Below are 26,156 nucleotides of genomic sequence, written 5' to 3' on the forward strand. Positions count from 1 at the left end.
TTAAACATCAACGCAGCCGGTGCTTGCCGCTCAGTGGTTATCGTCGCCGGTCACTTCGCTCAGCCCCATGGCACTGAACGTACCGGCCAGGCCCATAAATCCCAGCACCAGAATAACGGCAATGTTCGAAAAGGTTGAGATCAGCGCCGTCAGGGCCCCGGTTGCCAGCAGTAAAACACCGATAACGGTATTGCTGACCGCGGTATAATCTGTGCGTTTGTTGCCCCCCGCCATATCCACCAGATAGGTTTTCCGGCCAAGCCTTACGCCGGCGTGGGCGATGCTGAGCACAAAAAAAGCGCCTGGATAGAACCACACGCCGCCCACGGACTCCCCCATAACCAGAGCGGTACCTGCAACACTCAGGCACACCATGCTGGCCATGAGCGCGCCGCGAATCATGACTTTACGACTAGACGTATCGGCGGCCCAGCCCCAAAAACTGGCGCTCAATGAACTGGCCAGGCTACTGGCCAACAAGAAAATCCCCAATGCCCAGCCGGATTCGGTTTGCTGTTGAGCCAACACCACGAAATACGGTGCGGCCAGGGCAGAGCACAGCAGCAGAGCGCGGGTAATTACAAAGTGGCGGAACGGCTTGTCGGTTTTCAGCAGCGACAGGCTGGAAATGGCATCGTGGATGGCGTTGCCGCCACCGCCGGTTTCACCGGGGTACTCGTCAACGCCGGCAAACAGCGCGCCGGCAAGCAGCCACAAAGCGGCAGCCAGCAACAGAAGCAGGCTGTAAAAAGCCATGCTTGGGTCGCCCCGATCCCAGAACAACAGGGCGGTGAGGGCAACGGTGGCAGTGCCGCCGAGGGTGGAGGCCAAGCCAGACAAGCGGCCACGACGGGTTTTTGGAATGCACTTGCCCTGAACATCTTTCATCGACACCGAGCAGAAACCACGGGAGAGCGAGAACAGGATAAGCGCGGCAATCAGACCGTAGCCGGCGCTGTAACCGTCCAGAAACCACACGCTGGCGGCCATGGCGGCCACACTGAGGGCCTGGCCCAGACTGCCCAGTGTCCAGAACCATTTGCGCACCGGTTTACGTCGCACCCAGGCGGCTATCACCATTTGTGGAACCATAGAGCCGGATTCACGAATGGGTACCAACCAGGCCACCAGAGCAGGGGCGCCAACCGCACTCATCAGCCAGGCCAGCACCGTTTTTGGACTGATCAGCAGATCACCGAGTTTGGTGAGAACGTTTGCCGCCAGAATCAGGAAAAAGTTACGCGGTACTTCGCGGCAGGCTGAATCGGGAATGTCTTTGCAGACCCTTGCGTCTTCTTCGTTGGCTATCAGCCCATAGAGTCGGTCTAAAGGTGTTTTGGACGTTGGCACACCAGCACTCCCTGTGAAACGTGAGTACCAAGCATACCAGTCGCCATGGATGGGCTAAACCAGATGGTTATCCCAGTGTAAAGGTAGAGTGGCCAGTTCCTGTGCTGGCGCGCCTATACTCATGCGGATCAGTTTGCCCTGGCCGGTGGTGATCAAAAAGTCGCCGCCGGCCAGGGCTTCCACGCCGGCGCCATCGGTTATGGCTTCGTTGCGGAGTATTCGCCCTGTTGCGCCCTCAAATATCAGAGCGCGGCCACCTCGGGGCGCAGTCACCGCGACCAGATCTTTCTGGGGATGCGCGCACACGCTGGCAATGTAGTTTGCCAATCGCGGTTGGACATCGTCGGTAAACCCGATTTCATCAAAGCGGCCATTGCGGTACCTGGCGATCAATGGCGGCGCCTGGTCATTCGGCCCCTGGTATTGATAGCCCGCATAGATATAGCCTTGTGGGGTCACGTCCAGGTGGCGGCAACTCAGTTGATGGTGTGAGGGGCTAAAGCGCGCGCGAATCTCGCCGCTGGTGCGATCCACCAGCATCAGCGCGGGTGCCATGGACTCGAGGTTCATTTTGATGCGATCGTAATCCGGGTGGGTTTTTATGCCACCCAGAGCGATAACCAGGGTTTGGCCATCCGGGTGCAGGTGCAGTTCGTGTGGGCCTATGCCGTTCAGGTCGAGCGTGTCGACACGCGCATAGCGGGCCTCGGCGTCGTACACCGCAATAATACCGTCGCCGCGCTCATAGCGGCTGGCCGTTGTGTACAAATAACGGCCATCGGGGGAGAACACGCCATGGCCGTAAAAATGCTCGCCGTCATTGGCCTTTATGTGTGCCAGGCGCTTGCCACTGCGGCTGTCAAACACGTGAAACCACCAGCCGGGCCGGCGCTCGAAAATCAGTACCTGGGCAGTGTGCGGGCGAAAACAGCCACCGTGGCAGCGGGCTTCAACGGGCGTTTGCCAAAGTGGTGTGCCGTTGCTGTTCAAGCTTTGCACGGCAAAGCCTCCATCATCGTGCTTGCTGGCGCCCACGTACTCACGGCCCTTCAGCGAATCGGCCTTTGCCGGCAACCGCGAGCAGGCAGTCAGGCTCAAGCCGGTTGCGCTTATGGCGCCACCAAAGGCCGCCAGGAACTGTCTGCGACTTACACTCATAATGGCTCAGTCGCCATCACTGGCGTTAAAACCACGAATCACCCCGAGACGGGTGGCGGCTTCACCGTTGACCAGCGTCGTCAGCTGCGACACGTCAACGTACAGGCCCTGAAGGCTGCGGTAGGCGTTGTCGTCGTCTAGCAATGGCTTCAGCGCAAGATCCATTGCCGGGAAGTGCTCCAGCACTTCGCCAAACTGCTTGTTGATGCGTTGCGCCAGATCGCTCTCGCCTTGCTCGTTCAACAGCTTTTCCAGGCCGGGCAGGAAGTACTTTTGCAGGCCGTCAACGCTGGCACCAATGCTGGCCAGACTGCTGCCACTGCGCCAGGCGTCGGCTGCGTAAACAGAGCGTTTGCCATTGCCGCGCAATCCCATGGGGGTGGCCAGCCGACGTTCTTCGACCACTTCCAGCGCAGTCATAGCGGCGCGGATGGTGGCGTGGGTGTAGTTGCCGGTTGCCAGGTAATGGGGTTTGAACTCGCCCCAGTCTGCAACCAACTGCTGACTGTTATCGACCACATGGGCTGCCACCTGAATCAGAATCTGGCAGCTTGTCTCGGCTGGCAGGGCGTGATCACCCGTATTGAAGCGCGTGTCAGACAGCAGGTATTCCAGCATCGGAAAACCCTGAACCGCCACGCCGGCCTGGCCGACGGTTTCGGCACTCACCGCCGTGCCGTCTTTCAGCAGAAGATCGGCTTTGCGGGCAATCAGGTTTTTCGGATCCGGCCAGAACTGGAGCTGCCAGGCGCGGTTGTTGGTTTCAACCGGCCCGAAGTCCACAAACCGCACCTGCTGCCAGGCCTTAAACGCCTGTTTCCAGGCACTCTCAACGGTACTGCGAGCAACGGTACTGTGAGCAATGGTACTGCGAGCTTCCGTTGAGGGCTGTTGGCAATAGGCTTTTGCCTGCTGTAACAAGGTTTCGCTGTCGTTGGCCAAAGCCTGATAGCCGCGGCCGATACCCTGATGCCAGCCTGCGCGTGTCTGCTGTTCAACAGCCGTTCCGAATTCCGCCGAAGCAGCCAGCGCAAGGCCCGGCAATACCAGCGTTGGCAGCAAAAGGGTAAGTGCGGCGGTGCGGAAATAGCGGGTAAATCGCAACATAAAACGTCCTTACAGTGAGTTTAGAAATTCAACCAGCGCCTGGCGCTGCTGCGGGGCCATTTGGCGATAATGGTTGCTGGCCGGTTGCGCTTCGCCACCGTGCCAAAGAATAGCTTCTTCCAGCGTACGAGCCCTGCCATCGTGTAAAAACCCGGCTAAAGGATTTACCTGCTGAGCCATGCCAACGCCCCAAAGAGGAGCCGTACGCCATTCATTGCCGTTGGCCAAAAACTCGTCGCGACCGTCTGCCAGCGCCGGCCCCATGTCGTGTAGCAACAGATCGCTGTAAGGCCAGATGGTCTGATTGCTCAGGTCTGGGCGTTGCGGGTCAACACCGGTTACGTGTGTAGGCGTATGGCAAGCAGCACAGCCGTTTTCATTGAACAGACGGGCGCCTTGCTGCACCGCGGCGCTATCCATATCGCGGCGGGCAGGAACGGCCAGGCTTTTAGAGTAGAAGGTCACAAAACCGGCAATTTTGTCCGTTACTTCCGGTTCGCCGCCATTGGCCCAGCCGTCGCAGTTCTGACTTGGCGTGCAGTCGGTGGTGGTTTTCAGTGATGAGGTAAGGCCCATATCACCGGCAAAGGCGCCCATGCTTTGCTGGTGCACATCGGGCTCTGCGGCTTTCCAGCCAAAGCGCCCGGCGACCGTCTGGCCACTGGCGATGTCCCACACCTGGTTAACCTTTCCGCTGATGCCGTCGCTGTTGGCGTCATTCGGGTCGGCTATGGCCGCCACCGTTTCGGCGGGAATGGCTTCCAGCAGCCCCATGCCAATCATTGGGGGTGCTACTCGCGGTGAAATCAACAGGTCGTCTCCCAAAGGCCCATAGTTAGCATTCTCTATGGTGTACACGGGCTCGTGTAATTCCACCTCGGTACCGTCAGCAAGCACGTCAACGCGCTTGGCCCAGCTCAAAACCATGTCGGCTTCGGGCTTGGCGCCGGGCAGGGCAGAGGTTTGCAGCTGCGCTCCGTAGACCGGATGGGGCTTGAAACCGTTGGTGCGCAAAATGTCGGCGTCTTCAATAGGGTCGTGGGGCACGGCCAGGCGCAGAAACAAAGAGACCGAGGGCGTATCAACCGCTGGTGGGTGGCCACGGCCGTCTTTAAGGTGGCAGCCCTGGCAGGCGTTGGTGTTGAACAGCGGTCCAAGGCCGTCACGGGCCTGGGTGCTGGCAGGTGCTTCTACCCAAGGGTTGCGGAAAAAACTGTTACCAACGCTGAAGTCAAGCCGTTTGGTCATCGACAAATTGCCCTGAGGCCGGGAAAATGCATTGGTATCGGGTTGGTTTACAGTGCCAATGCCACCGGTCATCGGGGTGGTTTGCAGCGCGTAGCCGGCGTGTTCGCTGGAACCGTCGGCGCTGGCTTCAGTGGTGGTTGAAGCGCCGGCGAACAGGGGCACATTGGCAAAAACCAGTGCTCCGGTTAACAAAAGTGTTTTCATTTTGCCTCAGAATGCGTGGCCGGCGTCGTCCGGCGAGAGGGCTTGGATTCCCAGTTCGCGGGCGGCCTGTTCAATAGAACCAGTCTGAACAACCAGCGCCATGATTGCGTCGTTAACAATTTTCGCGCCGTCACCGTTGCCCGGTGCAATCATCATATCGAACGCCATGGGGGTCTGTGAGGATTCGGCTTTGGCTTTCATAAAGGCTAGCGCCTGCATGGTTTTGTCCAGTTGTTTGTTCAGTTCCGCGTTCAGCTGTGGATTGGTTTGTTCAACCAGGTCGGCCAATGACGGGCCGGTGACCACGGAGTTGTCGACCCGGCGATAGGTTCCGGTGTAAACGTTTTGAATGCCCTGGCCGTTGTAATAGTGGGAGTTGTGGGTGTTATCACTGAAACAGTCGTGTTCATCTTCGTAGGAGTTTGCCTCTAGTGCGACCTTCATACGTTCACCGGCCAGTTCGCCCAGCGATAGAGAGCCCATACCAAACAGCATTTTCTGAACGCCTTCGCCAGCATCAGCAGACGTCAGTTGAGCGCGGTAGTTGTCGGAGGAGCCCCGAGCCCACTGCACTGTCATCCATTCCAGATCGTCAACCAACAGGTCGGTCACGGCGTCCAGGTATTGGCCACGGCGATCGCAGTTGCCGTTGGTGCAATCTTCACCTTGCTGGTAGTCGCTGACTGGCCGTTCGCCATTACCGGCGTCAAAACCATTCAGATCCTGGCCCCACAGCAGAAATTCGATGGCGTGGTAGCCAGAGGCAACGTTGGCTTCGGAGCCGCCGATTTCGTTCAAATTGGCCAGCAATTCAGCCGTCAGGGTGCTTACGTCCAGCTGCTCGCCACCCACGTTGATGCTGGTGCTGGCAATGATATTGGCGGTTGCGCCGGCGTTGCCCAGTTCGTACTGGTAGTCATCGGATGTGACGTAGTCGATCAGGCCTTCGTCCAGTGGCCAGGCGTTTACCTGGCCTTCCCAGTCGTCAATCAGGGTGTTGCCAAAACGGAAGGCTTCGCTTTGCTGGTAAGGAACACGTGCAGCGTACCAGGCTTCTTTAGCGGCTTTCAGATTGGCGTCGCTAGGGCTGGCAATCAGGCGGTCAGTGGCTGCGTTCAGGGCGCGTGCGGTTATCAACGAATCTTCAAAGGTGGCGTGGGCAACGTCTGCGTAATGGGCTACCACCGTATTCTGGTTAACAATCTGGTCAACATTCTGATTAGCGGGCTGGTTTTTTGCAACGGAACCGTTGGTGCCGCAGCCGACGACAAGTACAGCAGAAACGGCAATCGCCAGCGGCGCTGGGCGGACTAAAAAAATCATAATAAACTCCGATAAAATAGTTGTTTTTAATGATACTTGTTAGCGTTCGCATTATGAAGTACGACGACGCGCCTGTGCAAATAATAATTTATATCAATAAAAAATAACAATGAGAATGATTTGCAATAACTGTTCGTACTGTTACATTGACGTCAAGAGAGTGCCTAGCAGGCCTCTAATGCGCCTTCGTCGATTAAACACTGTGGAGAATGGGATCATGAGCAGCTCAGTTATCCAGCTTGCAGGAACGCCCGCCAGCATTTTTACCGCTTGGCAAAAAATCAAAAAGAGTGTCTCTCTATCGTCAGAATCTGCCGAATCTACTGGTTCAAAGGGCAGTACTGAACGCCGGTAAACCCGCAATAACCGACTGGCAAAGCGGTTGCTGATACGTCCTGATACACCGGGGCGACTATGGGGGGCGTTGTTCAGCTGTGATGCGCTTGCGCGCACCAGCCGTGGTCGGGCTTAATGGCTCCCATTTATTGGGAGCCATTTATGCTGAGTTATCTCCATGCCTTTCATGCAGGCAATTTCGCCGATGTACACAAGCACGCGGCGCTGGTGCTGGCACTGAATATGATGCAAGCAAAAGCGTCGGGCATAGCCTGCACTGACACCCACGCCGGCAGTGCGCTTTACGATCTTGATGATGAACGCGCCCGCAAAACCGCCGAAGCTGATGCGGGTATCCGCAAACTCTGGCCTCAGTTGGACAGTCTGGCGGCAGCCGATTGGCAGCTGTTGCGGCCGTATTTGCAGCAACTAAACTCCGGCGCGAACCTGCGCCAATATCCTGGATCGCCTGCATGGTTTGGGCACTATCTACGCGCGCAGGACAGCTTAGGTGTGTTCGAACTGCATCCTTCAGAAACCAGCAGTTTGAACCAGTGGGCTTCTGGCAAACGGTTGCGAGTAACCCAGCAGGACGGTCTGGCGGGGCTGCTGAAAGTGCTTCCACCCCGTCAGCCGCGCTTGCTCGTGCTTATTGACCCGTCTTACGAAGTAAAAACCGACTATACCGCCGTAGCCGAAACACTCAGTCGTGCGTGGCAAAAATGCCGCCACGGGGTGTTTCTGGTGTGGTATCCCATTTTGACCTCTGGCCTTGAGCAGACTTTGCTGGAGGGCCTCAGGGCCGGCCCGATTCGCAAAATACTGCGTAGTGAAGTGCGACTGCATACGCCACCGGAGCGCGGCATGGTCGGTTCCGGGATGCTGGTCATCAATCCACCCTGGGGTATGGATGAACGGCTATCGGCGATGATGAGGGATTTGGAGCCGGCCGCACGTCTGGGCCTGGGCCAACAGATGGACTGGTTGGCTCCCGAGTAGCACCGCAGCGCTGTGCTTTCGGGTTATGCTGTGGGTTATCAGGTCTTTAACAATTATTAAGGTATTGGAGGGCGAGAGGCCAAACACAAGCCGGAGCAGGGAGATGGCGACAACGGCAAACACGTCAGCGGTAATGACAATCCGGTGTTACCGGTCGCGCCACCTTTTTCCGGAGTGTCGCGAACGCTGCGTTGTTTCCCCGACTGTCCCAGAGGTGCCAATACTGCATCAGGGCATTAAAGCGTCAATTCGGTTGCGAACGCGCGGTTCGCTATTGTAGGCGATGGCTATGGCGTTATAGGTGTCAATATCCAGATTCTGGTTTTCAATAATCTCTGCCATGCGCGCATTCATCTCATCGCGCAGGCCTGTTGCATCGGCTTCAGACTCTGCGCTGTCAATGCGGTCTTTGTAATCTTCCCGTAGCGTGTTTATTTGTTGCTGTGCATCGACGAACTTGTGTAACTGCGCATCGCTGTAAAACGCCGTGTGCGTTCCGGCCTCTGCCGGAGCGCTGAAACCTTCAGTAATCTGCTCAATCGCCGGAGTCTGTTGAGCCATCGCGCTGGCAGCGCTGAAAAGGCTGACGAGCACTGTGGTGGTGAGAACGCTTTGAATCCGTTTGTTCATGGCGATAGCTTCCGGTAATGATACAAAGTCAGGCGTTAGGCTGTCACAAGGTGATATCGTTAGCAAATTAACGACCTGTATAAGGCCGGTAAGGATGGGTATACTGCGTGGCCTAGAGTTCGGCATCAAAGCCGCGGTGAGAGTTTAAACTATGACCAATCAAAAGCAGGCCATGATGTTCGGCCTCGCCACGGTATTACTGTGGTCCACCGTGGCCACCGCGTTCAAGTTGGCACTGGCGGATCTATCTCCGCTGCAGTTGCTGTTAATTGCCTGTGTGGCCTCTATTTTGGTGATGGGCACAATTCTGGTGCTTCAGGGCCGCTGGCGCCTGGTTTTCCAGCTGCGCAGCGGGCAGTATGCGCAGTCATTTATGATGGGCCTTATTAACCCGTGCCTTTACTATTTCCTCCTGTTTGGCGCTTTTGACCGCCTGCCTGCTCAGGAGGCCCAACCCATCAATTACACTTGGGCGCTGGTGTTGGCTTACCTGTCTGTTCCCTTTCTAGGCCAACGTCTGCGCGGGCGCGACATCGCGGCCGGGCTGGTGTGTTACGCCGGCGTATTCGTGATTGCCACTCGTGGCGCGGTAACCGACCTGAGCTTTTCAGATCCGGTGGGAGTGGCCTTTGCCGTTGGCAGTACGTTGGTATGGGCCAGCTATTGGATTATTGCCACCCGCGATACCCGCGACCCGGTGGTGGGTTTGTTCCTGAATTTTCTATTTGGTTTGCCGGTAATTGTTGCAGCGGCTGTAGCCACCGACAGCCTGCATTTTTCGCTGACGGGTTCACTGTTGGCGGCCGGTTATGTCGGCGTGTTTGAAATGGGCATTGCGTTCGTGCTCTGGTCCTACGCCATGAAAAAAGCCGAAAATACAGCGAAAGTTAGCAATCTTATTTTTATATCGCCGTTTTTGTCGTTGGTGTTTATCTGGTTTATTTTGGGTGAGCGAATTTTGCCGTCTACTTACGTAGGGCTGGTACTGATTATGGCCGGCTTGTGGTTGCAGCAGAAAAAAACCGCGCAGAAACAGGATGCCGCCGCAGGAGTCGTGAGCGGTGGCGGCTGAGTGGTCGGTTTACCTGGTGCGAACCGCCGCTGGCGCCTTGTACACCGGTGTGTCTAACGATGTGGAGCGGCGTTTTAAGGAGCATCAGGGCGGCGCCAAAGGTGCCCGCAGCCTTCGCGGCAAGGGCCCGCTGGTTCTGGCGTTTCAGAGCTGTGTTGGTGGCCGCGGCCAGGCCATGCAGCTGGAGTGGAAAATCAAACGCTGGCCCAAAAACCGTAAAGAGGCGCTGTGCAATGGCCAGCTTACGCTGGACGACTGGCCCCCCGACCAGTAGGGTTTCGTGAGCTCAAAGGCGCAGAACATGACGCCCTCAACGAATGTTTCTTATTCACCACAGGTGTTTAGCCCCTCGTGTACTGGAAAACAGATACTATAAAAATACCCGACTGGGACCGTAACTCGTTGCTGGACAGGTTGGAAGCGTTCGAGCCAGAAAACGAGCGAGAGCTGAGCCGTGAAATGGTGGCTTACTGTCATTTTTATGGGCTGGACCTTTGGGTAGAGCATTCGCATGTGGCACACCACCAAGGCTATGTGAACTCCGGCAAGCATCAGGTCATGGTGCACTATTACCGCAGTACAGCCGCAACACATTGCCGCGGAACGGTTTTTGTAATGCACGGTTATTTCGATCACGTTGGGCTTTACACTCAGCTGATAGACCGCTGCTTGGGGGAAGGCTTTGATGTGCTGGCGTATGACCAGCCGGGCCACGGGCTTTCCAGTGGCACTCCGGCGGCCATAGGCAGCTTTTTGGAGTACCAGCAGGTGCTCAGCGATGTGACGGCAAAGGTGCGACAGAAAATTCGCGGGCCCTGGTATGCAGTGGGGCAGAGCACGGGCGGCGCCATACTAATTGACTATTTGCTGTCGAATCATCATACCCGGGCCACATCAGAGTTTCGTAAAGTGGTTTTACTGGCGCCACTGATACGCCCTGCTGGTTGGGTTAAGGCCCGTGTGTTGCACACGGTGCTTAAGCCCTTTGTCAGCCGTTGGCGGCGGGTATTCAGTGCCAACAGTGGCAACTCGGAGTTTTTGAAATTTCTCCGTAAGGTCGACCCGCTGCAGGCCCGCGCTATTCACGTTGACTGGGTTTCGGCATTGCGTCAATGGGTGCCCCATATTGAGTCGGCGCGTCCGGTTGAGTTCGATATAACCGTGGTACAGGGTGAAAAAGACCTGACCGTAGATTGGCCCCATAATTTGCGGATTATTCGTAATAAGTTTGCCCGGGTTCATGAAGTTAAGTTGCCACAGGGCCGGCACCATCTGGTCAACGAGGCCCATGACTTGCAGGCAACGGTGTTTAATACCATTATCGATACTTTTACGGCAGACGTGTGAACACGCTGTCGCAGACCCACGGAAATAAGGAACACGCTGTGAAAAAAACCATACTTGCGGTAACACTGGCCAGCCTGACGCTTGGCGGCTGTATGACATACGACCCATACACCGGCGAACAGAAAACATCGAACGCCACTAAGGGTAGCGTGATTGGTGCACTTGGCGGCGCGGCAATCGGTGCGGCCACTTCCAGTAAAAGTGACCGCGGCAAAGGTGCGCTGATCGGCGCTGCTGGCGGTGCGGTTATAGGTGGCGGTATTGGTGTGTATATGGATCGCCAGGAAGTGCAACTGCGCCAGCAGCTTGAAGGCACTGGCGTACGTGTCGTGCGTAATGGCGACGAAATCTCGCTGGTAATGCCGGGCAACATTACTTTTGACCTCAACCAGACCAGCATCCGCTCGCAGTTTGCCGGAACTCTGGAGTCTGTTGCCTTAGTACTGAAAGAGTTTGATCAAACTATTATTCAGATAGAAGGGCACACCGACAGCCAGGGCGGAGACAGCTATAACCAGTTGTTGAGTGAGCGACGCGCGTCTTCTGTTCGTGACTTCCTGCTGAACCAAGGCATTGAGTCCAGGCGCACCCGCGCTGTGGGTTATGGCGAGCGTTATCCGGTGGCTTCTAACGATACCTCAGGCGGGCGCGAGCAGAATCGGCGCGTTGAACTAACACTGGTGCCCATGCGCTAAGGCACTAGTATCAGCGTGCCAGTGCCTTGGCCAACCAGTCGGCAAGGCGCTGAGCCCGCGGCGACACCGTATCACCGGGAAGCCGCAGGCACAGGGTGTCGCGGGTTTCTATAAAGCCCCAAGGCGCCAGCAGTCGCCCGCTGCGCAGGTCTTCCTCCACCAGATATTGCGGCGCTATTGCCACGCCCAACCCTACCAATGCTGCCTCTAGCATGTAATTTAAATGCTCGAATGATTGCCGGATCGGCAAACTCTGCGTATCTAATTGCTGATGCTTACACCATTGCGGCCAGGCTTGCGGCCGTGACAGGGTTTCCAGTAGCGGCAACTCCAGCAGGGCACTCGCCGGCATGTCTGGGTTGGCAGGGGCCAGCCCGGGGGCCATCACCGGTCCGATTCGTTCAGGGCCCAGAACAATCAGGTTCTGGCCTGAGGGCGCCGGCGCTGAGGTAAAGCCCAGAGCAGCGTCTACCCCCGCGGGCAGGTGCAGCTCTTCGTCGGTGGTGGTTAGGTGAATGTCCAGGCCCGGGCAGTCCTGGCGTAACCGGCCCAAGCGCGGAATAAACCAGCGCGCCAGAAAGCTACCCGAGCAGCTCAACACCAGGGGCGCATCACGGGCTTCTCGCCGCAGGCGCTCGCATGCCTGTTCCAGCTGTGAGAAAACCGAATCCGTGGTGGTGAACAGCTGATGGCCTGCGGTGGTTAAAGCAATGCCCCGGCCCTGGCGCTCGAATAACGCTATGCCGAGTTGTTGTTCAAGCTGGCCAATTTGCCGGCTGATGGCACCGTGAGTCACGCTGAGGGTTTCAGCGGCACGGCTCATGCTTAGTAGGCGCGCCGCGGCATTAAAGGCGCGCAGCGCATTCAGCGACGGTAAAGGTAGGTTGGCATGTTTCATAAATCGATTACTTTTTCTCACAGGTTGGTGCGATTTTATCGATTTCCCCCTGTGCTGTCCTGCTTTACACTGGATATTAATTAGAAGTCAAATTAGCGTAATGGAGTCAATCGCATGAGTACAGCAACCACGCTACGACAGGGCCCGGATGTCAACGGTTTTTTTGGTCATTTTGGTGGTCGTTTTGTGGCCGAGACCCTGATGCCGCTCGTTCTTGAGCTGCAAAAAGAATACGCAAGGGCGCGTAATTCAAAAGACTTTATTGATGAGATGGACGCTTTGCGCCGTGACTTTGTCGGCCGCAAGAGCCCGCTGTATCTGGCTGAACGGTTAACCGAACAGCTCGGCGGCGCCAAGGTGTACCTTAAGCGTGAAGATCTTCTGCACACCGGCGCTCACAAGATCAACAATTGCCTGGGCCAGATTTTGCTGGCCAAACGCATGGGTAAAACCCGCATCATCGCGGAAACCGGGGCGGGCATGCACGGTGTGGCAACCGCCACCGTGGCTGCGCGCTTTGGTATGGAGTGCGTGGTGTACATGGGCAGCGTCGACATTCACCGTCAGCAGCCCAACGTGCAGCGCATGCGTTTGCTGGGTGCCAAAGTAATCCCGGTCACCAGCGGTGCAGGCACTCTGAAAGACGCTATGAATGAAGCCCTGCGTGACTGGGTTACCAACGTAGCCGATACTTTTTATATCATCGGCACAGTAGCAGGCCCGCATCCCTATCCGGCTATGGTGCGTGATTTCCAATCGATTATTGGTGAAGAAACCCGCGAGCAGATTCTCGAGCGCGAAGGGCGCCTGCCCGACACGTTGGTAGCCTGTGTCGGTGGCGGCTCAAACGCCATGGGCCTGTTCCATCCGTTTCTGGATGATAATAGCGTCGCTATGGTGGGTGTTGAAGCCGCCGGTGAAGGCTTGGACAAGCGCCACGCGGCCAGCCTGAAAGGCGGCACCCCTGGCGTATTGCACGGCAACCGTACCTTCCTGCTGCAATCAGCTGACGGGCAGATTCAGGATGCCCATTCGATTTCGGCGGGTCTGGATTATCCGGGCATTGGCCCAGAGCACGCCTGGTTAAATGATATTGGCCGGGTCAGCTACGCTGCCATTACCGATGACGAAGCTCTGGAAGCCTTCCACACTCTGTGCCGCATTGAAGGTATTATTCCGGCGCTGGAAACAGCCCATGCTATTGCCTACGTGATGAAAGTGGCTCCGACATTGCCGCAGGATCATTTGATTGTTATCAACCTGAGCGGCCGCGGTGATAAAGACATGTCTACCGTCCTTGCCGCGATGGACGCCAGTGCGGAAAACGCTGAGAAAGACGCTGGTAAAGACGTTAAAGGGGAAGCCTGATATGAGCGCAAGTCGTATTGATCGTTGTTTTGAAGCCTTGCGCCAGCAAGACCGTGCTGCCCTGGTTACGTTTGTAACCGCAGGCTATCCGGACTATCAGCACAGCGCGGAGATTTTAAAAGGGTTGCCTGAAGCCGGTGCCGATATCATCGAACTGGGAATGCCGTTCACCGACCCTATGGCCGATGGTGCGCCCATTCAGCTTGCTAGCCAGCGGGCTTTGGCCGGTGGTCACAACACCATCAAAACCCTGCAGATGGTGCGTGAATTTCGCGAGCATAATCAGCACACACCGATTGTACTGATGGGCTATTACAACCCAATTTACTGCTACGGCGTAGAGCGTTTTCTGGACGATGCCGCAGCATCCGGTGTAGACGGCATGATCGTGGTGGATTTGCCGCCAGAGCATGACAACGAACTGTGCGTGCCGGCCCGCGAAGCCGGTATTCACTTTATTCGCCTGGCAACGCCCACCACCGATGCCGCCCGGCTGCCCGGTGTGCTGGTAAATACCTCCGGCTTTTTGTACTACGTTTCCAGCACCGGTGTTACTGGCTCTGCGGCACCTACCGCTGAAAAAGTGGAAAAAGAACTGGCGCGGATTCGAGAGCATACAAACTTGCCGGTGGCCGTGGGCTTCGGTATTCGTACCGCACCCCAAGCTGAGCGCATTGCGCGTTTTGCGGATGCCGTAGTGGTGGGTTCGGCTCTGGTGGAGTGCATAGCCAATGCAGATACCGAAGCCCAGGGCCGCGATGATGTTTTGTCACTTACGCGGGAACTTTCGGCTGCGGTTAGAGAGGCGCGGACGACATTGAACGTTTCCTGAGCGTTGTCATTGGCTAGCGAAAGCGTCTGAAAAGCCTGTCCGAGTTTGTGCTCGGACAGGCTTTTTATTGGTCGCCAGTATATGAGTGGGCGGCCATTGCCCACTCATGAGCTACAGCCTCTCTGAGATTTTTCCTTATGGCTTATTTTTGTGAGAGCAAATCACCGCACCAGCGCGCCTCTACGCTCTCTGACGTATGGACACCCAAAACCCCCTGAAATACCTGAAAGAGCTGTCGTTAGAGGTGACTGTGATGAAGATTGGTACGATCAAATCGATTTGGCGTTATCCGGTGAAAGGAATGTCGGGTGAGCGTATGCGAGGTGTCAGCCCTGGTGGGTCACGAAAGCGTGTTGCAACCCTTGCGTCCTGAGGCAGATGATAACTTTTATCGCCGTTATAAAACCGATGAGCACACTTGGCTTCAGGAGCTAAAAGCCACATTTGCGCGAGAAGAAGGCGAACCATTGCCCGATTTCGATAACTTGCCGCCATCCATTCAGGACTTTGTGTCCGTTCCGGGCACGTTTTTTCTGGTGTCGCCTTTTTATATTCTGACAACGTCTAGCCTGAACCACATGAAACAGCAGAATCCAGAGTCGGATTGGCATGTGGAACGCTTTCGCCCCAACCTCGTAATCGACACACTGCCAGGGGTGACGGGGTTAGCCGAGCAGGACTGGATTGGTAAGGTCCTGAAAATGGGTGAACTCGTTATTGAATGTAGTGAGTCTGCGCCACGCTGCGGTGCTGTCACAAGGAAGCAAAGCGGCTTTGGCGCAGACGCCAGCCTGCTGCGCAGCATTGTCCGGGAAGCGGACCAGAACCTTGGAATTTACGGCAATATCCAGAGTGCAGGGTTGATGAACGTTGGTGATGAGGTTTGTCTCGTCTAGCAGCGTTTCGGGTCTACCGTATGTGACTACCTACGACAGATTGTCGCTGACTGCAGCGAAAGCGCAATTCCCTAGGTTGCCTGCAATTTTTACGGAAAACTTTTATGAATAGCGGTATGAGCCTGATCCAAAAAATCGATGAAACGTAAGTACTCTCCGCAAGGTTGCGTTTATCTTGTCCCCAAGGTCGGTGGTCGGTTAAAAAAAGTTTCGAGGACATGCCGATGGCTGATTTCTAAGTACAATAGGTGAGAGGGTTAAGGACATGCTAGAGCTCGAAAGTTTATCAGTGGGTCAATATGGCTTTATAAGCAATGTGTTCTCTTTCGGTTTGGCCGTCATGGCGTCGGCTACGCTGTTTTTGTGGTTGATGAAGTCGTCGGTTGCGCCGGCCTATCGAATGGCCATTACGATCAGCGGTTTGGTAACGGCTATTGCAGCCTATCATTACCTCCAAATCATGCTCTCTTGGCACGGGGCGGCGTCGGTGACTACGGGTGAAGTATTGACTTCGGGTGAAGGCTTTAACCGCGCGTACCGCTACGTAGACTGGCTGTTAACAGTGCCTTTGCTGCTGGTTGAGCTGATTTTGGTGATGAAACTCAGCAATAGTGAGACTGTGAGCCGGTCTGTCAAGCTTGGTGGCGCAGCCGCGCTAATGATTATTCTTGGCTATCCTGGCGAAGTATCGGGTGAAGTCGGAACCCGGGCACTTTTCTGGATTCTGTCGATGATTCCGTTCCTGTACATCGTGCGTGAGCTGGTAATCGGTCTTAAAGAATCTATCTCGCAGCAGCCGGACGAAGTGAAAGGCCTGATAAGCGCAGCAGCTACTTTGGTGGTCGCTTCCTGGGCGTTTTACCCAATCGTCTATTTGCTACCACTGCTCGGCATAACCGGCGGTTCAGCGATTGTTGCTGTTGAAACCGGCTACACCATTGCTGACATTGTTTCGAAAGCCGTGTTCGGGCTGTTGATCTTTACAATTGCAGTGCGCAAGGGTAAAGCAGATGAACGCGAACATGTGGAAGTACCAGTAGAAACAGCCACGCAAGCAGAGCAGAAGACTCCGGTGAAAAAAGGCGCTTGAAAGCAGTCGTAAGATCTGTCGGAACTTGACTGCTGATTGTCAGCCATTGTGATCAAACCGGCACGGATCAGGTCCGTGCCGGTTCCGCCTTTTCCTTTTAAGATCAAGTGGTCTCAATAAACGGCTTTCAGTACTCATCCCCGCGTAGGGAGAATAACAATGACTGTTTCCGTCTTAGGCGCCGAAGTACCTTTGAGAAAAAACGCCAGTGCTAACGTAGTGGCGGTCCAATCAGCCGACAAGGCTGATCATACGCGAGCGTTGGAGCAGGTTAGGGCGTTGATGCTCGACGCTTTGCAAGGTGTAATGGAAGGGCCAGCAAACAATGCTAGCCAATACCAAATCAGTACCAGGGGGAGTTTGTTGAGAGCTCGTCTGGCGCTGGCCAGTTGCAGAAGTTTTGAATGTTCCCAAGAATATGCGGTTGTTGCGGCGGCATGCTGCGAACTCATCCACAACGCGTCTTTAGTACACGATGACCTCCTCGACGGCGATCAGCTTCGAAGAGGGCAGGCGACGGTATGGAAAAGACACGGCAGAGGTGTTGCTTTGTGCGCCGGCGACTTGCTTCTTTGTACGGCTTTTGCTGTGTCCGCTGGTTTGGACGATGCCCAGCAATCCCGTCTTTTGACCCAATATTTGGCGGCGATGACCGGTCGGGTTATTGTCGGGCAAAGCATTGAGATTGCACCGGTAGAACCCGGCGTTCAGCCCCGGTTCAGGGCTTATATAGAAGCTGCGCAAGCCAAAACTGTCCCACTGATTCAGCTTCCGCTGATGACTGGTGCGATAGCGGCGAAGGCTGAGCTGTCGGTTTTGGATTCTATAAAGCGGTTCGCCGAGGCGGTTGGTCTGGCCTATCAGATCATCGACGATCTGGACGATCTGGTGGAGCCAAAGGCTGATTTGAAAAGCAAAGTGAAATCGCTTCATCCTTTTCATGCCTGGCACCATCATCGTGGCAGATTGAGCGACAGTCCGGAACGTAGAGTTCAAAGGGCGACCCGCCACGCGCTGGCTGCATTGCAGCGTGGCCGACGCCAGCTTATGTGTCTTGAAAAACAGATGTCTACGCCGATTACGCCTACGCTAGGTCCGTTACTCATGAAATTGGAATGCAGAGCACAAGCACATCGCTACTCCTTTGGATCGAATGGGGAGGGATGTCATGACACGACAAATACGTGGGGTTAGTGCGGCGAAAACAGCGGTGGTTGTCGGAGCAGGTTTTGGCGGACTTGCTGTTGCCTTACGTTTGTTGGCTCGAGGTTATAGGGTTGATCTTCTGGAAAAGCACGCTGATTTGGGGGGACGAGCCAGAACCTTCGAGCTGGATGGCCACAGCTTCGATGCCGGGCCAACCGTCATAACCGCGCCTTTTCTTTTTGCTGAATTGTTCGAACGTTTTGGTGAAGTTCTGGAAGATCAGGTGACACTGTTACCGGTGTCGCCTTTTTACCGCATGGACTTTGCCGATGGCAGCCACTTTGACTATCACGGCACAACAGAGGCGCTGGTCGCAGAGATTGACCGGCTATCGCCGGGCGAAGGCGAACACTACCCGCAATTCCTGCGAGCCGCCGAAGCAATGTACGATCGCGGCTTTACCGAACTGGCACAACGGCCTTTTACCCGGGTTGCGGACATGCTGGAGGTTTTGCCAGACCTCATTAAACTCAGGGCTGACCGGAGTATTTACCAATTTGTTTCCCAGTTTTTCAGCGACGAGCGTTTGCGCAGAGCTTTCTCTGTGCCTTCCCTGCTGGTGGGGGGCAATCCGTTTCAGACATCGTCACTTTACGCCCTGATTCATGCTTTGGAGCGTAAAAGCGGTGTTTGGTATGTGCAAGGCGGAACCGGTGCGCTCATTAAGGCATTGGCGGAGCTGTTTCAGCGACACGGCGGTCGCTTGCACGTCGGCCAGTCAGTTCAGCATCTGGAAATGGACGGCCTGAACGTGCGCGCCGCTGTGACCGACCAGGGCCGTCGTTTCGATGCCGACTTGGTGGTGAGTAACGCGGACCCGCTCTACGTTTACGATCACTGGATTGAAAGAACCACTCGCCAGCGGCTTGCCGACAGCCACAGGGCACGGTTAAAGCAGTCTATGGGGTTGTTTGTGCTTTACTTCACCACCGAGCGGGTTTACTCCGACATTGAGCACCACACGATTGTGTTCGGTGAAACCTTCCGGGAAATTTTGACCGAGATTTTTGAGCAGCGCCAGATTCCGGAAGATTTGAGTCTGTATTTGCACCGGCCCGGCGCGACAGACCCGACCATGGCGCCAAAAAATGGCGACGCCTTTTACGTGCTGGCCCCGGTTCCTAATCTTCAGGGCAATCAGGATTGGGGTCAGATTTCTAGTGACGTTGAAGATCAAATTATCAGCATTTTGACTCAGCGCCTCATGCCGGACCTTCCGCAGCAAATCCGCGCTAAGCACAGTATTTCGCCCACCTATTTTCACACTGAGCTGAACAGTCCCTTTGGCAGCGGGTTCTCCATTGCGCCTACGCTCACGCAATCGGCCGGGCTGCGCTTTCATAACCAGTCGCCGCGGTACCGAAACCTGTTTTTTGTCGGTGCAGGCGTTCATCCGGGTGCAGGCGTGCCAGGTGTGGTGTGCTCTGCTGGTGTGGTTGAGCGCTTAGTGGTCAGAGCCTTTGAATCGCAGGCCGATATCGAAGCGGGAGCGTTAGCAGGCATCGCCATCAGAGGCGTGAAATGACTGAGTCGGTTGCCGAAGCCAATCTATCCGCAACCGGCGCCGATGTCCTTCGGCGCAAAGGGAAAAGCTTTTATTGGGCTGGTCAGTTATTGACCGCAGAACAGCTTGAGAGCGCCGCAGACCTGTATCAGATATGCCGAAGCATAGACGACTTGGCGGACGAGGCATCAACACCCGCCCAAGCGATGGCAGCTGAGCGACAGCTTGGCGAGTTTCACCAGGCGCTGATATCCCGGCCAACATTGGCTGATGAAAACCCCAACCTTTACCAGCAGGCGGAATCGCTGCTGGGAGACTATCCGATGGCGCTGAGTGCATTGGGTGATCTTGTTGACACGGTGCGTAGTGATCTTGACCTTGTCAGAGTGGCGGATCAGGCCGAGCTCCTTCGTTATTGCTACGGTGTGGCGGGAACGGTAGGGGTTATGATGACGTGCCTGTTAAACGCGCGTGAGCGGGAAAAAGCCCTACCGTACGCCATTGATTTAGGAATTGCCATGCAACTGACCAACATCTCTCGAGATGTTCTGGAGGACGCCCACTTAAACCGCTTGTACTTACCGGCCGATGGGGCAACGGGCGCGATCGCGCCAGAAGATATTGTGGCTGGAAATCGAGTTGCCCGGCACAGTGCCTGGTTGGGCGTGCGCGATCTGCTGGGCATGTCCGAGGCCTATTATTGCAGTGGGTGGCAGGGTTTGGGTTATCTGCCGTTCAGGGCACGTCTGGCCATTGCCGTTGCTGCAAAGATCTATCGGCAAATTGGCCGACAGATTCTGCAAAGGGGCGAACAACGTTATTGGCAGAGCCGATGTGTGGTTGGTTCAGCCGAGAAACTGAGGGTGTCGGTGGGAGCCGTTGTTCAACTGGCGGCAGGTGCAATCAACCGGCAGCCTATTCGTCACGATCGCGCACTGCATCAAGGCCTGACAACCAGCCTTAAACTGCGCCAGCCTGAAAAGCGATGAACCGTCGTCTTGAATCCGAACCTGAATCTGGACCAAAGCCCACAAGCCAGCGCGCTGGGCCACACGGTGAGTATGATCTTGTCATTATCGGAGCCGGGTTAGCCGGGCTCAGCCTGGCCTGCTGGCTCCTGCAGTTGGCAGAAGATGGGCAGGCAACATTACCCAGAGTCTGTTTCCTAGAACCACGAACATCCTACAGTAACGACCGAACATGGTGTTTCTGGGACCTTGAACCACATCCTTTTCGCGATCTTATCACCCATCGCTGGTTTCGCTGGCAGGTCAGCCAAGGTAAACAAACAGCCTGTCAGTCTGACAGGGACGCTGCTTACGCAATGCTGCCGGCAGATGTTCTGTATCGGTATGCATTGGCCAAAATAGACGATAGTCCGGCCTTTGATTTGCACCTTGGTGTGACCGTTAGCGGCGTTGAACACACCGATGATGGCGCTCTGGTGTCAGCGGATCAACGCCGTTGGCAGGCAAAGGCAGTCATAGACACACGCCCTCCCGACAAGGGTCAGCTGATATCCGGCGTTGGGTTTTGGCAGGTTTTCTCAGGCCTTGAGATTACCTGTCCCAAGCACGGTTTTGATACCTCTACGGCCACACTGATGGATTTTCAGCCCGGCTATCCGCACCCTTGTTTTTTGTACCTGTTGCCTCTCGACGAGGATCACTTTCTGATTGAATGGACCGCCTTTCAACCGGAGAAGGAGCCTGCGCCGGACTATCGCTCAGACCTTGATTCATGGCTGCAGCGACAGGATCTGGGGTATTACGAGGTCACAAGAGAGGAGTCTGGTAGCCTGCCTATGCTGCGCATGCCGAATGTTCAGAGCCTTGGTCGGGTGATCAGGGCAGGCGTCGGTGCAGGCTGGATGAGGGCCGCCACCGGTTATCATTTTGTTAGTTGCCAAAGAGGCAGCGCGGCGCTTGCCCGGCAGATTCTTGCGGCTCACGCCAGTGGCGACTGGGTGCTTCAGGGCCCAACGGTGCGGGCTGGCTGGCTGGACTGGATGGACAGCGTGTTTCTGCGGGCATTGAAGCGGCACCCGGACAAAGCACCGCAATGGTTCGTGGGGCTGTTTGCTGCCACGAGTGCCGCACAAATGAGCCGGTTTATGAACGACCAGCCACGCTGGCGTGATGCTCTGGCAGTGGCCAGCGCGCTACCGCCAGGGCCCTTTGTGCGAGCCGCATTGCCATGGTGATAAACGAGGCCGCTACCACTGAAAATGTGCTTTATCGGAGTTCAGGCGGACGCCGTCACCAGTTTGTTATATTAATGATTGCCAGTCTCGCGCTGATCGTCGGCGTTATGTTGCCGGTTCTGTCTATTGAACAACAGTTCTGGATTGTATTGCTGCCTATTGGTGTGTTTGGTCTGTCCCACGGGGGCGCGGATCCCATGATTCTCAAGCAACTGACTGCGACGTCGCCAACCGGTTTGTTCGTTGTTCTGTGCGCCTATTTGATGGCCTCGTTGGCTTTTGTTGCGCTAATCTGGGTGCTGCCGGTGGGGGCGCTGCTGTTGTTTCTGGGTTTGTCGATCTGGCACTTTGGCTATACCGACGAAGCTTTTCTAAGCTCGGCGAAAAACCCTCTGTTGCGTTGGCTATTCGGCAGCACGCCCATCTTGGGTCCGATGCTCGGGCATCCGCAGCAAACGAGCGAGTTGTTTGCCTGGCTGATTAAGATTGAACCACAGGTGGTTTTGGACATCGTGGTATGGCTTGGGCCTTGTTTGGCGGTGGTTTGGCTTTTTGGTTTCGGATGCCTGTTGTTCGGGCGCCTTAACCGACCTGACCCAAGAGTGTTGGTCGAGTTATGCCTGGTGGGCGCGGCCTTGACTGCATTGCCACCGCTTCTGGGATTCGCGTTCTATTTTTGTGCGATTCACAGCGTGCGTCATTTCCTTTCGATTGCCGAACACCGCTTGTTGTCGAATCAAAAAAGCCTATTCCAGGCGTTTCCGGTCCGTAAAATCTTGCCTGCAACGCTGGGGGCGATCGCAATGGCGTGTGTCGCCTGGGGGGTGATCGTACTTATCGGGCCCTCCACGAGTTTGCTGGTTGACGCAGTCAGAGTCATGTTCTGGGCGCTGGCCGCGTTAACACTTCCGCACGCTATCATCGTCAGATTATGGTGGAATCAAAGGCTCGTTGAGTGAGAGGACTGCTCAAAAAGATCGGTGACGAATTTCAAATCCGTCCTCTTTGAGTAAGAAAACCGGGGCCTAGGCAAGCCGGGGACAGATTTGAAATCTGTCCCCTAAGAGCAAAAAAACCGGGGCTCAGGGCCCCGGTTTTTTCTAAGCAGCCTTGCGGGCTTAAAACAGCACGCGGCAGCGAATGGTGCCTTTCACTTCCAGCAATTTTTCCAGCGCCAGCTCACCGTAGGCCTTGTCGACGTCGATTACCACGTAGCCAATGTCGTCCTTGGTTTGCAGGTACTGACCGCAGACGTTGATACCGTTAGCGGAAAAGACTTGGTTGATCTCTGACATCACGCCCGGCACGTTTTCGTGAATGTGCAGCAGCCGATGCTGGTTCGGGTGCGAGGGCAGGGCCACTTCGGGGAAGTTCACTGACGATACAGATGTACCGTTGTCGCTGTACATGGACAGTTTTTCAGCGACTTCACGGCCGATATTTTCCTGGGCTTCGATGGTGGAGCCACCCACGTGTGGGGTCAGGATGACGTTATCGAATTCGCGCAGCGGTGAGACAAACTCTTCGCTGTTGGATTTTGGTTCAACCGGGAAAACGTCAACGGCAGCGCCCAGCAACTTTCCGCTGCGCAAGGAGTCAGCCAGGGCCTCAATATCGACCACGGTGCCGCGCGAGGCGTTCATCAGAATAGAACCCGGCTTCATTTGCGCGAGCTGCTCGGCTTTGAACATGTATTTGGTGGCTGCGGTCTCCGGTACGTGCAGGCTCACCACATCACACAGGTTTAGCAGTTCCTGCATGGAACCCACTTGCGTGGCGTTACCGATGGAGAGTTTGGATACCACATCGTAAAAGTACACTTCCATGCCCAAGCCTTCGGCCAGCACACTGAACTGGGTACCAATGTTGCCATAGCCAATAATGCCCAGCTTCTTGCCGCGGATTTCATAGCTGTTTTTGGCCGACTTAATCCACTCGCCACGGTGGGCCTTGGCGTTCTTTTCCGGCACGCCGCGCAGCAACAAAATGGCTTGCGCCAACACCAGCTCGGCTACTGAGCGAGTGTTGGAGAAGGGCGCATTAAACACCGCCACACCGCGGCGCGTGGCAGCCTGCAGGTCTACTTGGTTGGTGCCAATACAGAAGCAACCCACCGCCACCAATTTCTTGGCCGCTTCGAATACGGCCTCTGTCAGCTGTGTGCGCGACCGAAGGCCGACAAAATGCGCGTCGGCAATTTTCTTGATCAGCTCGTCTTCAGCCAACGAGTGCGACAGGGACTCAATGTTGGTGTAACCGGCGGCGTGCAGAGAATCGAGTGCAGACTGGTGCACGCCTTCCAGCAACAGAATTCGAATTTTTCTTTTTTGCAGAGACGTATTGGACATGGGCTTACTTTCCAACTTTTTGTCGCGTTTAACCACCCGTGGCCAGTCATTTCAGATTTACATCGCATGGGCTGACGCACAGAACAGGAGCGGTATGATAACATAATCTTTGGCGTTGGCAGCGTGCCGAACATCCCCATTTTTATACGGACCTGGCGCTGCCAGCCGGTCTTTTTTTGACCGTGCCGTCCTATTTCGAGACACACTTGAGCGAGAGCCCAGCCTGATGACACATGAACAGATCATAGCCGCCCTGAAGCAACTGATGGCCAAGGGCGACGCCCCAGGCAAAGTGCTGACAGATCCGTCTGATCTTGCCACTTACGGCACCGACTGGACTCGGATATACACCCCAAACCCAGTCGCTATTGTGCTGCCGAAAACCACCGAACACGTGCAGACGCTGGTTCAGTTCGCCAACCAAAACAACGTTGCTTTGGTGCCGTCTGGCGGTCGAACTGGCTTGAGCGCCGGCGCCGTAGCCGCCAACGGTGAAGTGGTGGTGGCGTTTGACAATATGAACCAAATTCTGGACTTCAACGCCAGTGACCGCACCGTGCGTTGCCAGGCCGGTGTTATCACTGAACAGCTGCAGAATTTTGCCGAAGAAAACGGCCTTTATTACCCGGTGGACTTTGCGTCCGCCGGCTCCAGCCAGCTGGGCGGCAACCTGTCCACCAACGCCGGTGGCATCAAAGTTATCCGCTATGGCATGAGCCGCGACTGGGTTGCCGGCCTAAAAGTCGTCACCGGTAAAGGCGATGTTCTGGATCTGAACAAAGACCTGGAAAAGAACAACACCGGCTACGACCTTCGCCACTTGTTTATCGGTGCCGAAGGGACCCTGGGTTTTATTACCGAAGCCACAATGAAGCTGTCACGCCAGCCCGACAACCTTACCGTGTTGGTACTGGGCCTGAACGACCTGGGCAGCACCATGGACGTGCTGAACACCTTCCGCAGTAAGCTGGACTTAACGGCTTACGAGTTTTTCTCTCACCAGGCGATGAATCACGTGCTGGCCCACGGCCAGGTAAAAGCGCCTTTTGACACCGAAGCGCCTTACTACGCGCTGCTCGAATTTGAAGCGGTGTCTGAACAGGTGATGGAACAAGCCATGGAACTGTTCGAGCAGTGCATGGAAAACGGCTGGGTGCTCGACGGCGTGATCAGCCAAAGCGAAACCCAGGCTCAGAACTTGTGGCTGCTGCGCGAGCGCATCTCTGAATCCATCGCTCCGCGCATCCCCTATAAAAACGACATTTCTGTGGTGGTGTCCCGGGTGCCGGGCTTTCTGGAAGAAATCAATCAAGTGGTCAGCGACCACTATCCGGATTTCGAAATTATCTGGTTTGGTCACATCGGCGACGGCAACCTGCACCTGAACATCCTCAAACCTGAGGACATGGCGAAAGAAGATTTCTTCGAAAAGTGCCAGAAGGTAAACAAGTGGGTGTTTGAAATCGTCGAAAGATACCAGGGCAGCGTGTCCGCCGAGCACGGCGTGGGCATGACCAAAAAAGCCTACCTGCAGTACACCCGAAGCGAAACTGAAATTGCGTATCTGAGAGGCATTAAGCAGGTTTTTGACCCCAACGGCATTATCAACCCGGGTAAAATCTTCGACTGATAAGGTGGCTAGCGCGGACATGAAGCGACACATCGTAGTACTCAGCGGCGCTGGCATCAGCGCCGAAAGTGGCTTGGCCACCTTCCGTGACAACGATGGGCTGTGGGAAAAACATAACGTATCCGATGTAGCCACCCCCGAAGCCTTTCAGCGCGACCCGGCGTTGGTGCTTCGCTTCTACAACGAACGCCGTCGCCAACTGGCGAACACCCAACCCAACCGCGCTCACCGCTTGCTGGCGGAGCTGGAGCGCAGTTATCGGGTGACCATAGTCACCCAGAACGTAAATGACTTACACGAACGCGGCGGCTCTACCCAAGTGTTACACCTGCACGGCGAACTCACCAAGGCCCGCAGCAGCAAAAACCCCCGAGCCATTCACACCATCGGCTACCGCGATATCAGCTTGGGTGAACGCAGCCAAGACTGCAGCCAACTGCGCCCCCACATCGTCTGGTTCGGCGAAGACGTCCCGATGCTGGAAGTCGCTATCGACATAGTCCGCAGCGCCGACGACCTGCTCATAGTCGGCACCTCCCTACAAGTCTACCCGGCCGCCGGCCTGGTCCACGAAGTAGAGCGCGACGTGCCCATCACCTTCATCGACCCGGTCACCCCGACAGGAAGATTCTCCCGCGCCCGGTTTATTCAAAAAAGCGCAGTGGAAGGCGTAGCAGAATGGGTAAACAGTTTTAAGCGATAATAGAAGAAC

The 26,156-nt window shown here is 55.7% G+C and carries 24 protein-coding genes; 16 read left to right on the forward strand and 8 right to left on the reverse strand.

Features of this window, described 5'->3' with window-relative positions:
* Nucleotides 1–30 precede the first annotated feature (30 nt).
* From MELB17_RS12315 to MELB17_RS12335, 5 genes are read right to left on the reverse strand one after another with little or no spacing between them, the layout of a single operon-like run.
* Complete coding sequence (locus MELB17_RS12315) at nucleotides 31–1,350, reverse strand: MFS transporter (RefSeq protein WP_007350573.1); 1,320 nt, start codon at nucleotides 1,348–1,350, stop codon at nucleotides 31–33.
* Nucleotides 1,351–1,404: 54 nt separating this feature from the next.
* Entirely contained in the window at nucleotides 1,405–2,508 is a 1,104-nt protein-coding gene (locus MELB17_RS12320) for a DUF1513 domain-containing protein (RefSeq protein WP_007350574.1), read from the reverse strand.
* A gap of 6 nt (nucleotides 2,509–2,514) precedes the next feature.
* Nucleotides 2,515–3,615: an imelysin family protein gene (locus MELB17_RS12325; protein WP_007350575.1), complete on the reverse strand. Its 1,101-nt coding sequence runs from the start codon at nucleotides 3,613–3,615 to the stop codon at nucleotides 2,515–2,517.
* 9 nt (nucleotides 3,616–3,624) lie between these two features.
* Nucleotides 3,625–5,067 carry a di-heme oxidoredictase family protein gene (locus tag MELB17_RS12330; protein ID WP_007350576.1) on the reverse strand — a complete coding sequence of 481 codons (1,443 nt, stop codon included), beginning with the start codon at nucleotides 5,065–5,067 and terminating at the stop codon, nucleotides 3,625–3,627.
* A 6-nt stretch (nucleotides 5,068–5,073) separates the two neighbouring features.
* Nucleotides 5,074–6,390 (reverse strand): imelysin family protein, encoded by a 1,317-nt coding sequence (locus tag MELB17_RS12335; protein ID WP_007350577.1) that lies wholly within the window; start codon nucleotides 6,388–6,390, stop codon nucleotides 5,074–5,076.
* 498 nt (nucleotides 6,391–6,888) lie between these two features.
* Between MELB17_RS12335 and MELB17_RS12340 the strand changes: the two genes are divergently transcribed.
* Nucleotides 6,889–7,725: a 23S rRNA (adenine(2030)-N(6))-methyltransferase RlmJ gene (locus tag MELB17_RS12340; RefSeq protein ID WP_036184664.1), complete on the forward strand. Its 837-nt coding sequence runs from the start codon at nucleotides 6,889–6,891 to the stop codon at nucleotides 7,723–7,725.
* A 228-nt stretch (nucleotides 7,726–7,953) separates the two neighbouring features.
* On the opposite strand, the gene MELB17_RS12345 is transcribed toward MELB17_RS12340, so the two are convergent.
* Nucleotides 7,954–8,355 (reverse strand): DUF4168 domain-containing protein, encoded by a 402-nt coding sequence (locus MELB17_RS12345; RefSeq protein WP_007350579.1) that lies wholly within the window; start codon nucleotides 8,353–8,355, stop codon nucleotides 7,954–7,956.
* Nucleotides 8,356–8,506: 151 nt separating this feature from the next.
* Here MELB17_RS12345 and MELB17_RS12350 point away from each other — a divergent pair, with 151 nt between their 5' ends.
* The 4 genes from MELB17_RS12350 (at nucleotide 8,507) to MELB17_RS12365 (ending at nucleotide 11,469) form a co-directional block, all read left to right on the forward strand.
* Nucleotides 8,507–9,427: a DMT family transporter gene (locus MELB17_RS12350; protein ID WP_007350580.1), complete on the forward strand. Its 921-nt coding sequence runs from the start codon at nucleotides 8,507–8,509 to the stop codon at nucleotides 9,425–9,427.
* Nucleotides 9,417–9,701 (forward strand): GIY-YIG nuclease family protein, encoded by a 285-nt coding sequence (locus tag MELB17_RS12355; protein WP_007350581.1) that lies wholly within the window; start codon nucleotides 9,417–9,419, stop codon nucleotides 9,699–9,701. The genes MELB17_RS12350 and MELB17_RS12355 overlap by 11 nt, the downstream gene beginning before the upstream one ends.
* Nucleotides 9,702–9,778: 77 nt before the next feature.
* Nucleotides 9,779–10,774, forward strand: coding sequence for an alpha/beta hydrolase (locus MELB17_RS12360; protein WP_007350582.1), 996 nt, complete (start codon nucleotides 9,779–9,781; stop codon nucleotides 10,772–10,774).
* A gap of 38 nt (nucleotides 10,775–10,812) precedes the next feature.
* Nucleotides 10,813–11,469: an OmpA family protein gene (locus tag MELB17_RS12365; RefSeq protein WP_036184694.1), complete on the forward strand. Its 657-nt coding sequence runs from the start codon at nucleotides 10,813–10,815 to the stop codon at nucleotides 11,467–11,469.
* A 10-nt stretch (nucleotides 11,470–11,479) separates the two neighbouring features.
* Here the strand turns inward: MELB17_RS12365 and MELB17_RS12370 are convergent, their stop codons facing one another.
* The gene (locus tag MELB17_RS12370; RefSeq protein ID WP_007350584.1) at nucleotides 11,480–12,367 is read right to left on the reverse strand and encodes a LysR family transcriptional regulator; all 888 of its coding nucleotides are present in this window, start codon (nucleotides 12,365–12,367) and stop codon (nucleotides 11,480–11,482) included.
* 114 nt (nucleotides 12,368–12,481) lie between these two features.
* On the opposite strand from MELB17_RS12370, the gene trpB reads away from it, so the two are divergent.
* The 9 genes from trpB (at nucleotide 12,482) to MELB17_RS12415 (ending at nucleotide 22,425) form a co-directional block, all read left to right on the forward strand.
* Nucleotides 12,482–13,735: a tryptophan synthase subunit beta gene (gene trpB, locus MELB17_RS12375; RefSeq protein ID WP_007350585.1), complete on the forward strand. Its 1,254-nt coding sequence runs from the start codon at nucleotides 12,482–12,484 to the stop codon at nucleotides 13,733–13,735.
* Between the two features lies 1 nt (nucleotide 13,736).
* Complete coding sequence (gene trpA, locus MELB17_RS12380) at nucleotides 13,737–14,567, forward strand: tryptophan synthase subunit alpha (RefSeq protein ID WP_007350586.1); 831 nt, start codon at nucleotides 13,737–13,739, stop codon at nucleotides 14,565–14,567.
* 308 nt (nucleotides 14,568–14,875) lie between these two features.
* Nucleotides 14,876–15,463, forward strand: a complete 588-nt coding sequence (locus tag MELB17_RS12385) for an MOSC domain-containing protein (RefSeq protein WP_007350587.1) — start codon at nucleotides 14,876–14,878, stop codon at nucleotides 15,461–15,463.
* 265 nt (nucleotides 15,464–15,728) lie between these two features.
* A complete protein-coding gene (locus tag MELB17_RS12390; protein WP_007350588.1) occupies nucleotides 15,729–16,553 on the forward strand; it encodes a bacteriorhodopsin-like in 825 nt (274 codons plus the stop codon).
* Nucleotides 16,554–16,712: 159 nt separating this feature from the next.
* Nucleotides 16,713–17,747: a polyprenyl synthetase family protein gene (locus MELB17_RS12395; protein WP_007350589.1), complete on the forward strand. Its 1,035-nt coding sequence runs from the start codon at nucleotides 16,713–16,715 to the stop codon at nucleotides 17,745–17,747.
* Complete coding sequence (gene crtI / locus MELB17_RS12400; RefSeq protein WP_007350590.1) at nucleotides 17,722–19,284, forward strand: phytoene desaturase family protein; 1,563 nt, start codon at nucleotides 17,722–17,724, stop codon at nucleotides 19,282–19,284. Before MELB17_RS12395 ends, crtI begins: the two co-directional genes overlap by 26 nt.
* A complete protein-coding gene (locus tag MELB17_RS12405) occupies nucleotides 19,281–20,252 on the forward strand; it encodes a phytoene/squalene synthase family protein (RefSeq protein ID WP_007350591.1) in 972 nt (323 codons plus the stop codon). Before crtI ends, MELB17_RS12405 begins: the two co-directional genes overlap by 4 nt.
* Nucleotides 20,249–21,466, forward strand: a complete 1,218-nt coding sequence (locus tag MELB17_RS12410; RefSeq protein ID WP_007350592.1) for a lycopene cyclase family protein — start codon at nucleotides 20,249–20,251, stop codon at nucleotides 21,464–21,466. Before MELB17_RS12405 ends, MELB17_RS12410 begins: the two co-directional genes overlap by 4 nt.
* Complete coding sequence (locus MELB17_RS12415; RefSeq protein WP_007350593.1) at nucleotides 21,460–22,425, forward strand: Brp/Blh family beta-carotene 15,15'-dioxygenase; 966 nt, start codon at nucleotides 21,460–21,462, stop codon at nucleotides 22,423–22,425. The genes MELB17_RS12410 and MELB17_RS12415 overlap by 7 nt, the downstream gene beginning before the upstream one ends.
* Nucleotides 22,426–22,584: 159 nt before the next feature.
* On the opposite strand, the gene serA is transcribed toward MELB17_RS12415, so the two are convergent.
* Entirely contained in the window at nucleotides 22,585–23,814 is a 1,230-nt protein-coding gene (serA, locus tag MELB17_RS12420) for a phosphoglycerate dehydrogenase (protein WP_007350594.1), read from the reverse strand.
* Nucleotides 23,815–24,040: 226 nt separating this feature from the next.
* Between serA and MELB17_RS12425 the strand changes: the two genes are divergently transcribed.
* Both MELB17_RS12425 and MELB17_RS12430 read left to right on the forward strand, forming a co-directional pair.
* The gene (locus MELB17_RS12425) at nucleotides 24,041–25,444 is read left to right on the forward strand and encodes an FAD-binding oxidoreductase (protein WP_007350595.1); all 1,404 of its coding nucleotides are present in this window, start codon (nucleotides 24,041–24,043) and stop codon (nucleotides 25,442–25,444) included.
* Between the two features lie 19 nt (nucleotides 25,445–25,463).
* Nucleotides 25,464–26,147 (forward strand): SIR2 family NAD-dependent protein deacylase, encoded by a 684-nt coding sequence (locus MELB17_RS12430; RefSeq protein ID WP_007350596.1) that lies wholly within the window; start codon nucleotides 25,464–25,466, stop codon nucleotides 26,145–26,147.
* The last annotated feature ends 9 nt before the right edge of the window (nucleotides 26,148–26,156 follow it).

The sequence above is a fragment of the Marinobacter sp. ELB17 genome, from assembly GCF_000169375.1.
In the GTDB taxonomy this organism is placed as follows: Bacteria; Pseudomonadota; Gammaproteobacteria; order Pseudomonadales; family Oleiphilaceae; genus Marinobacter.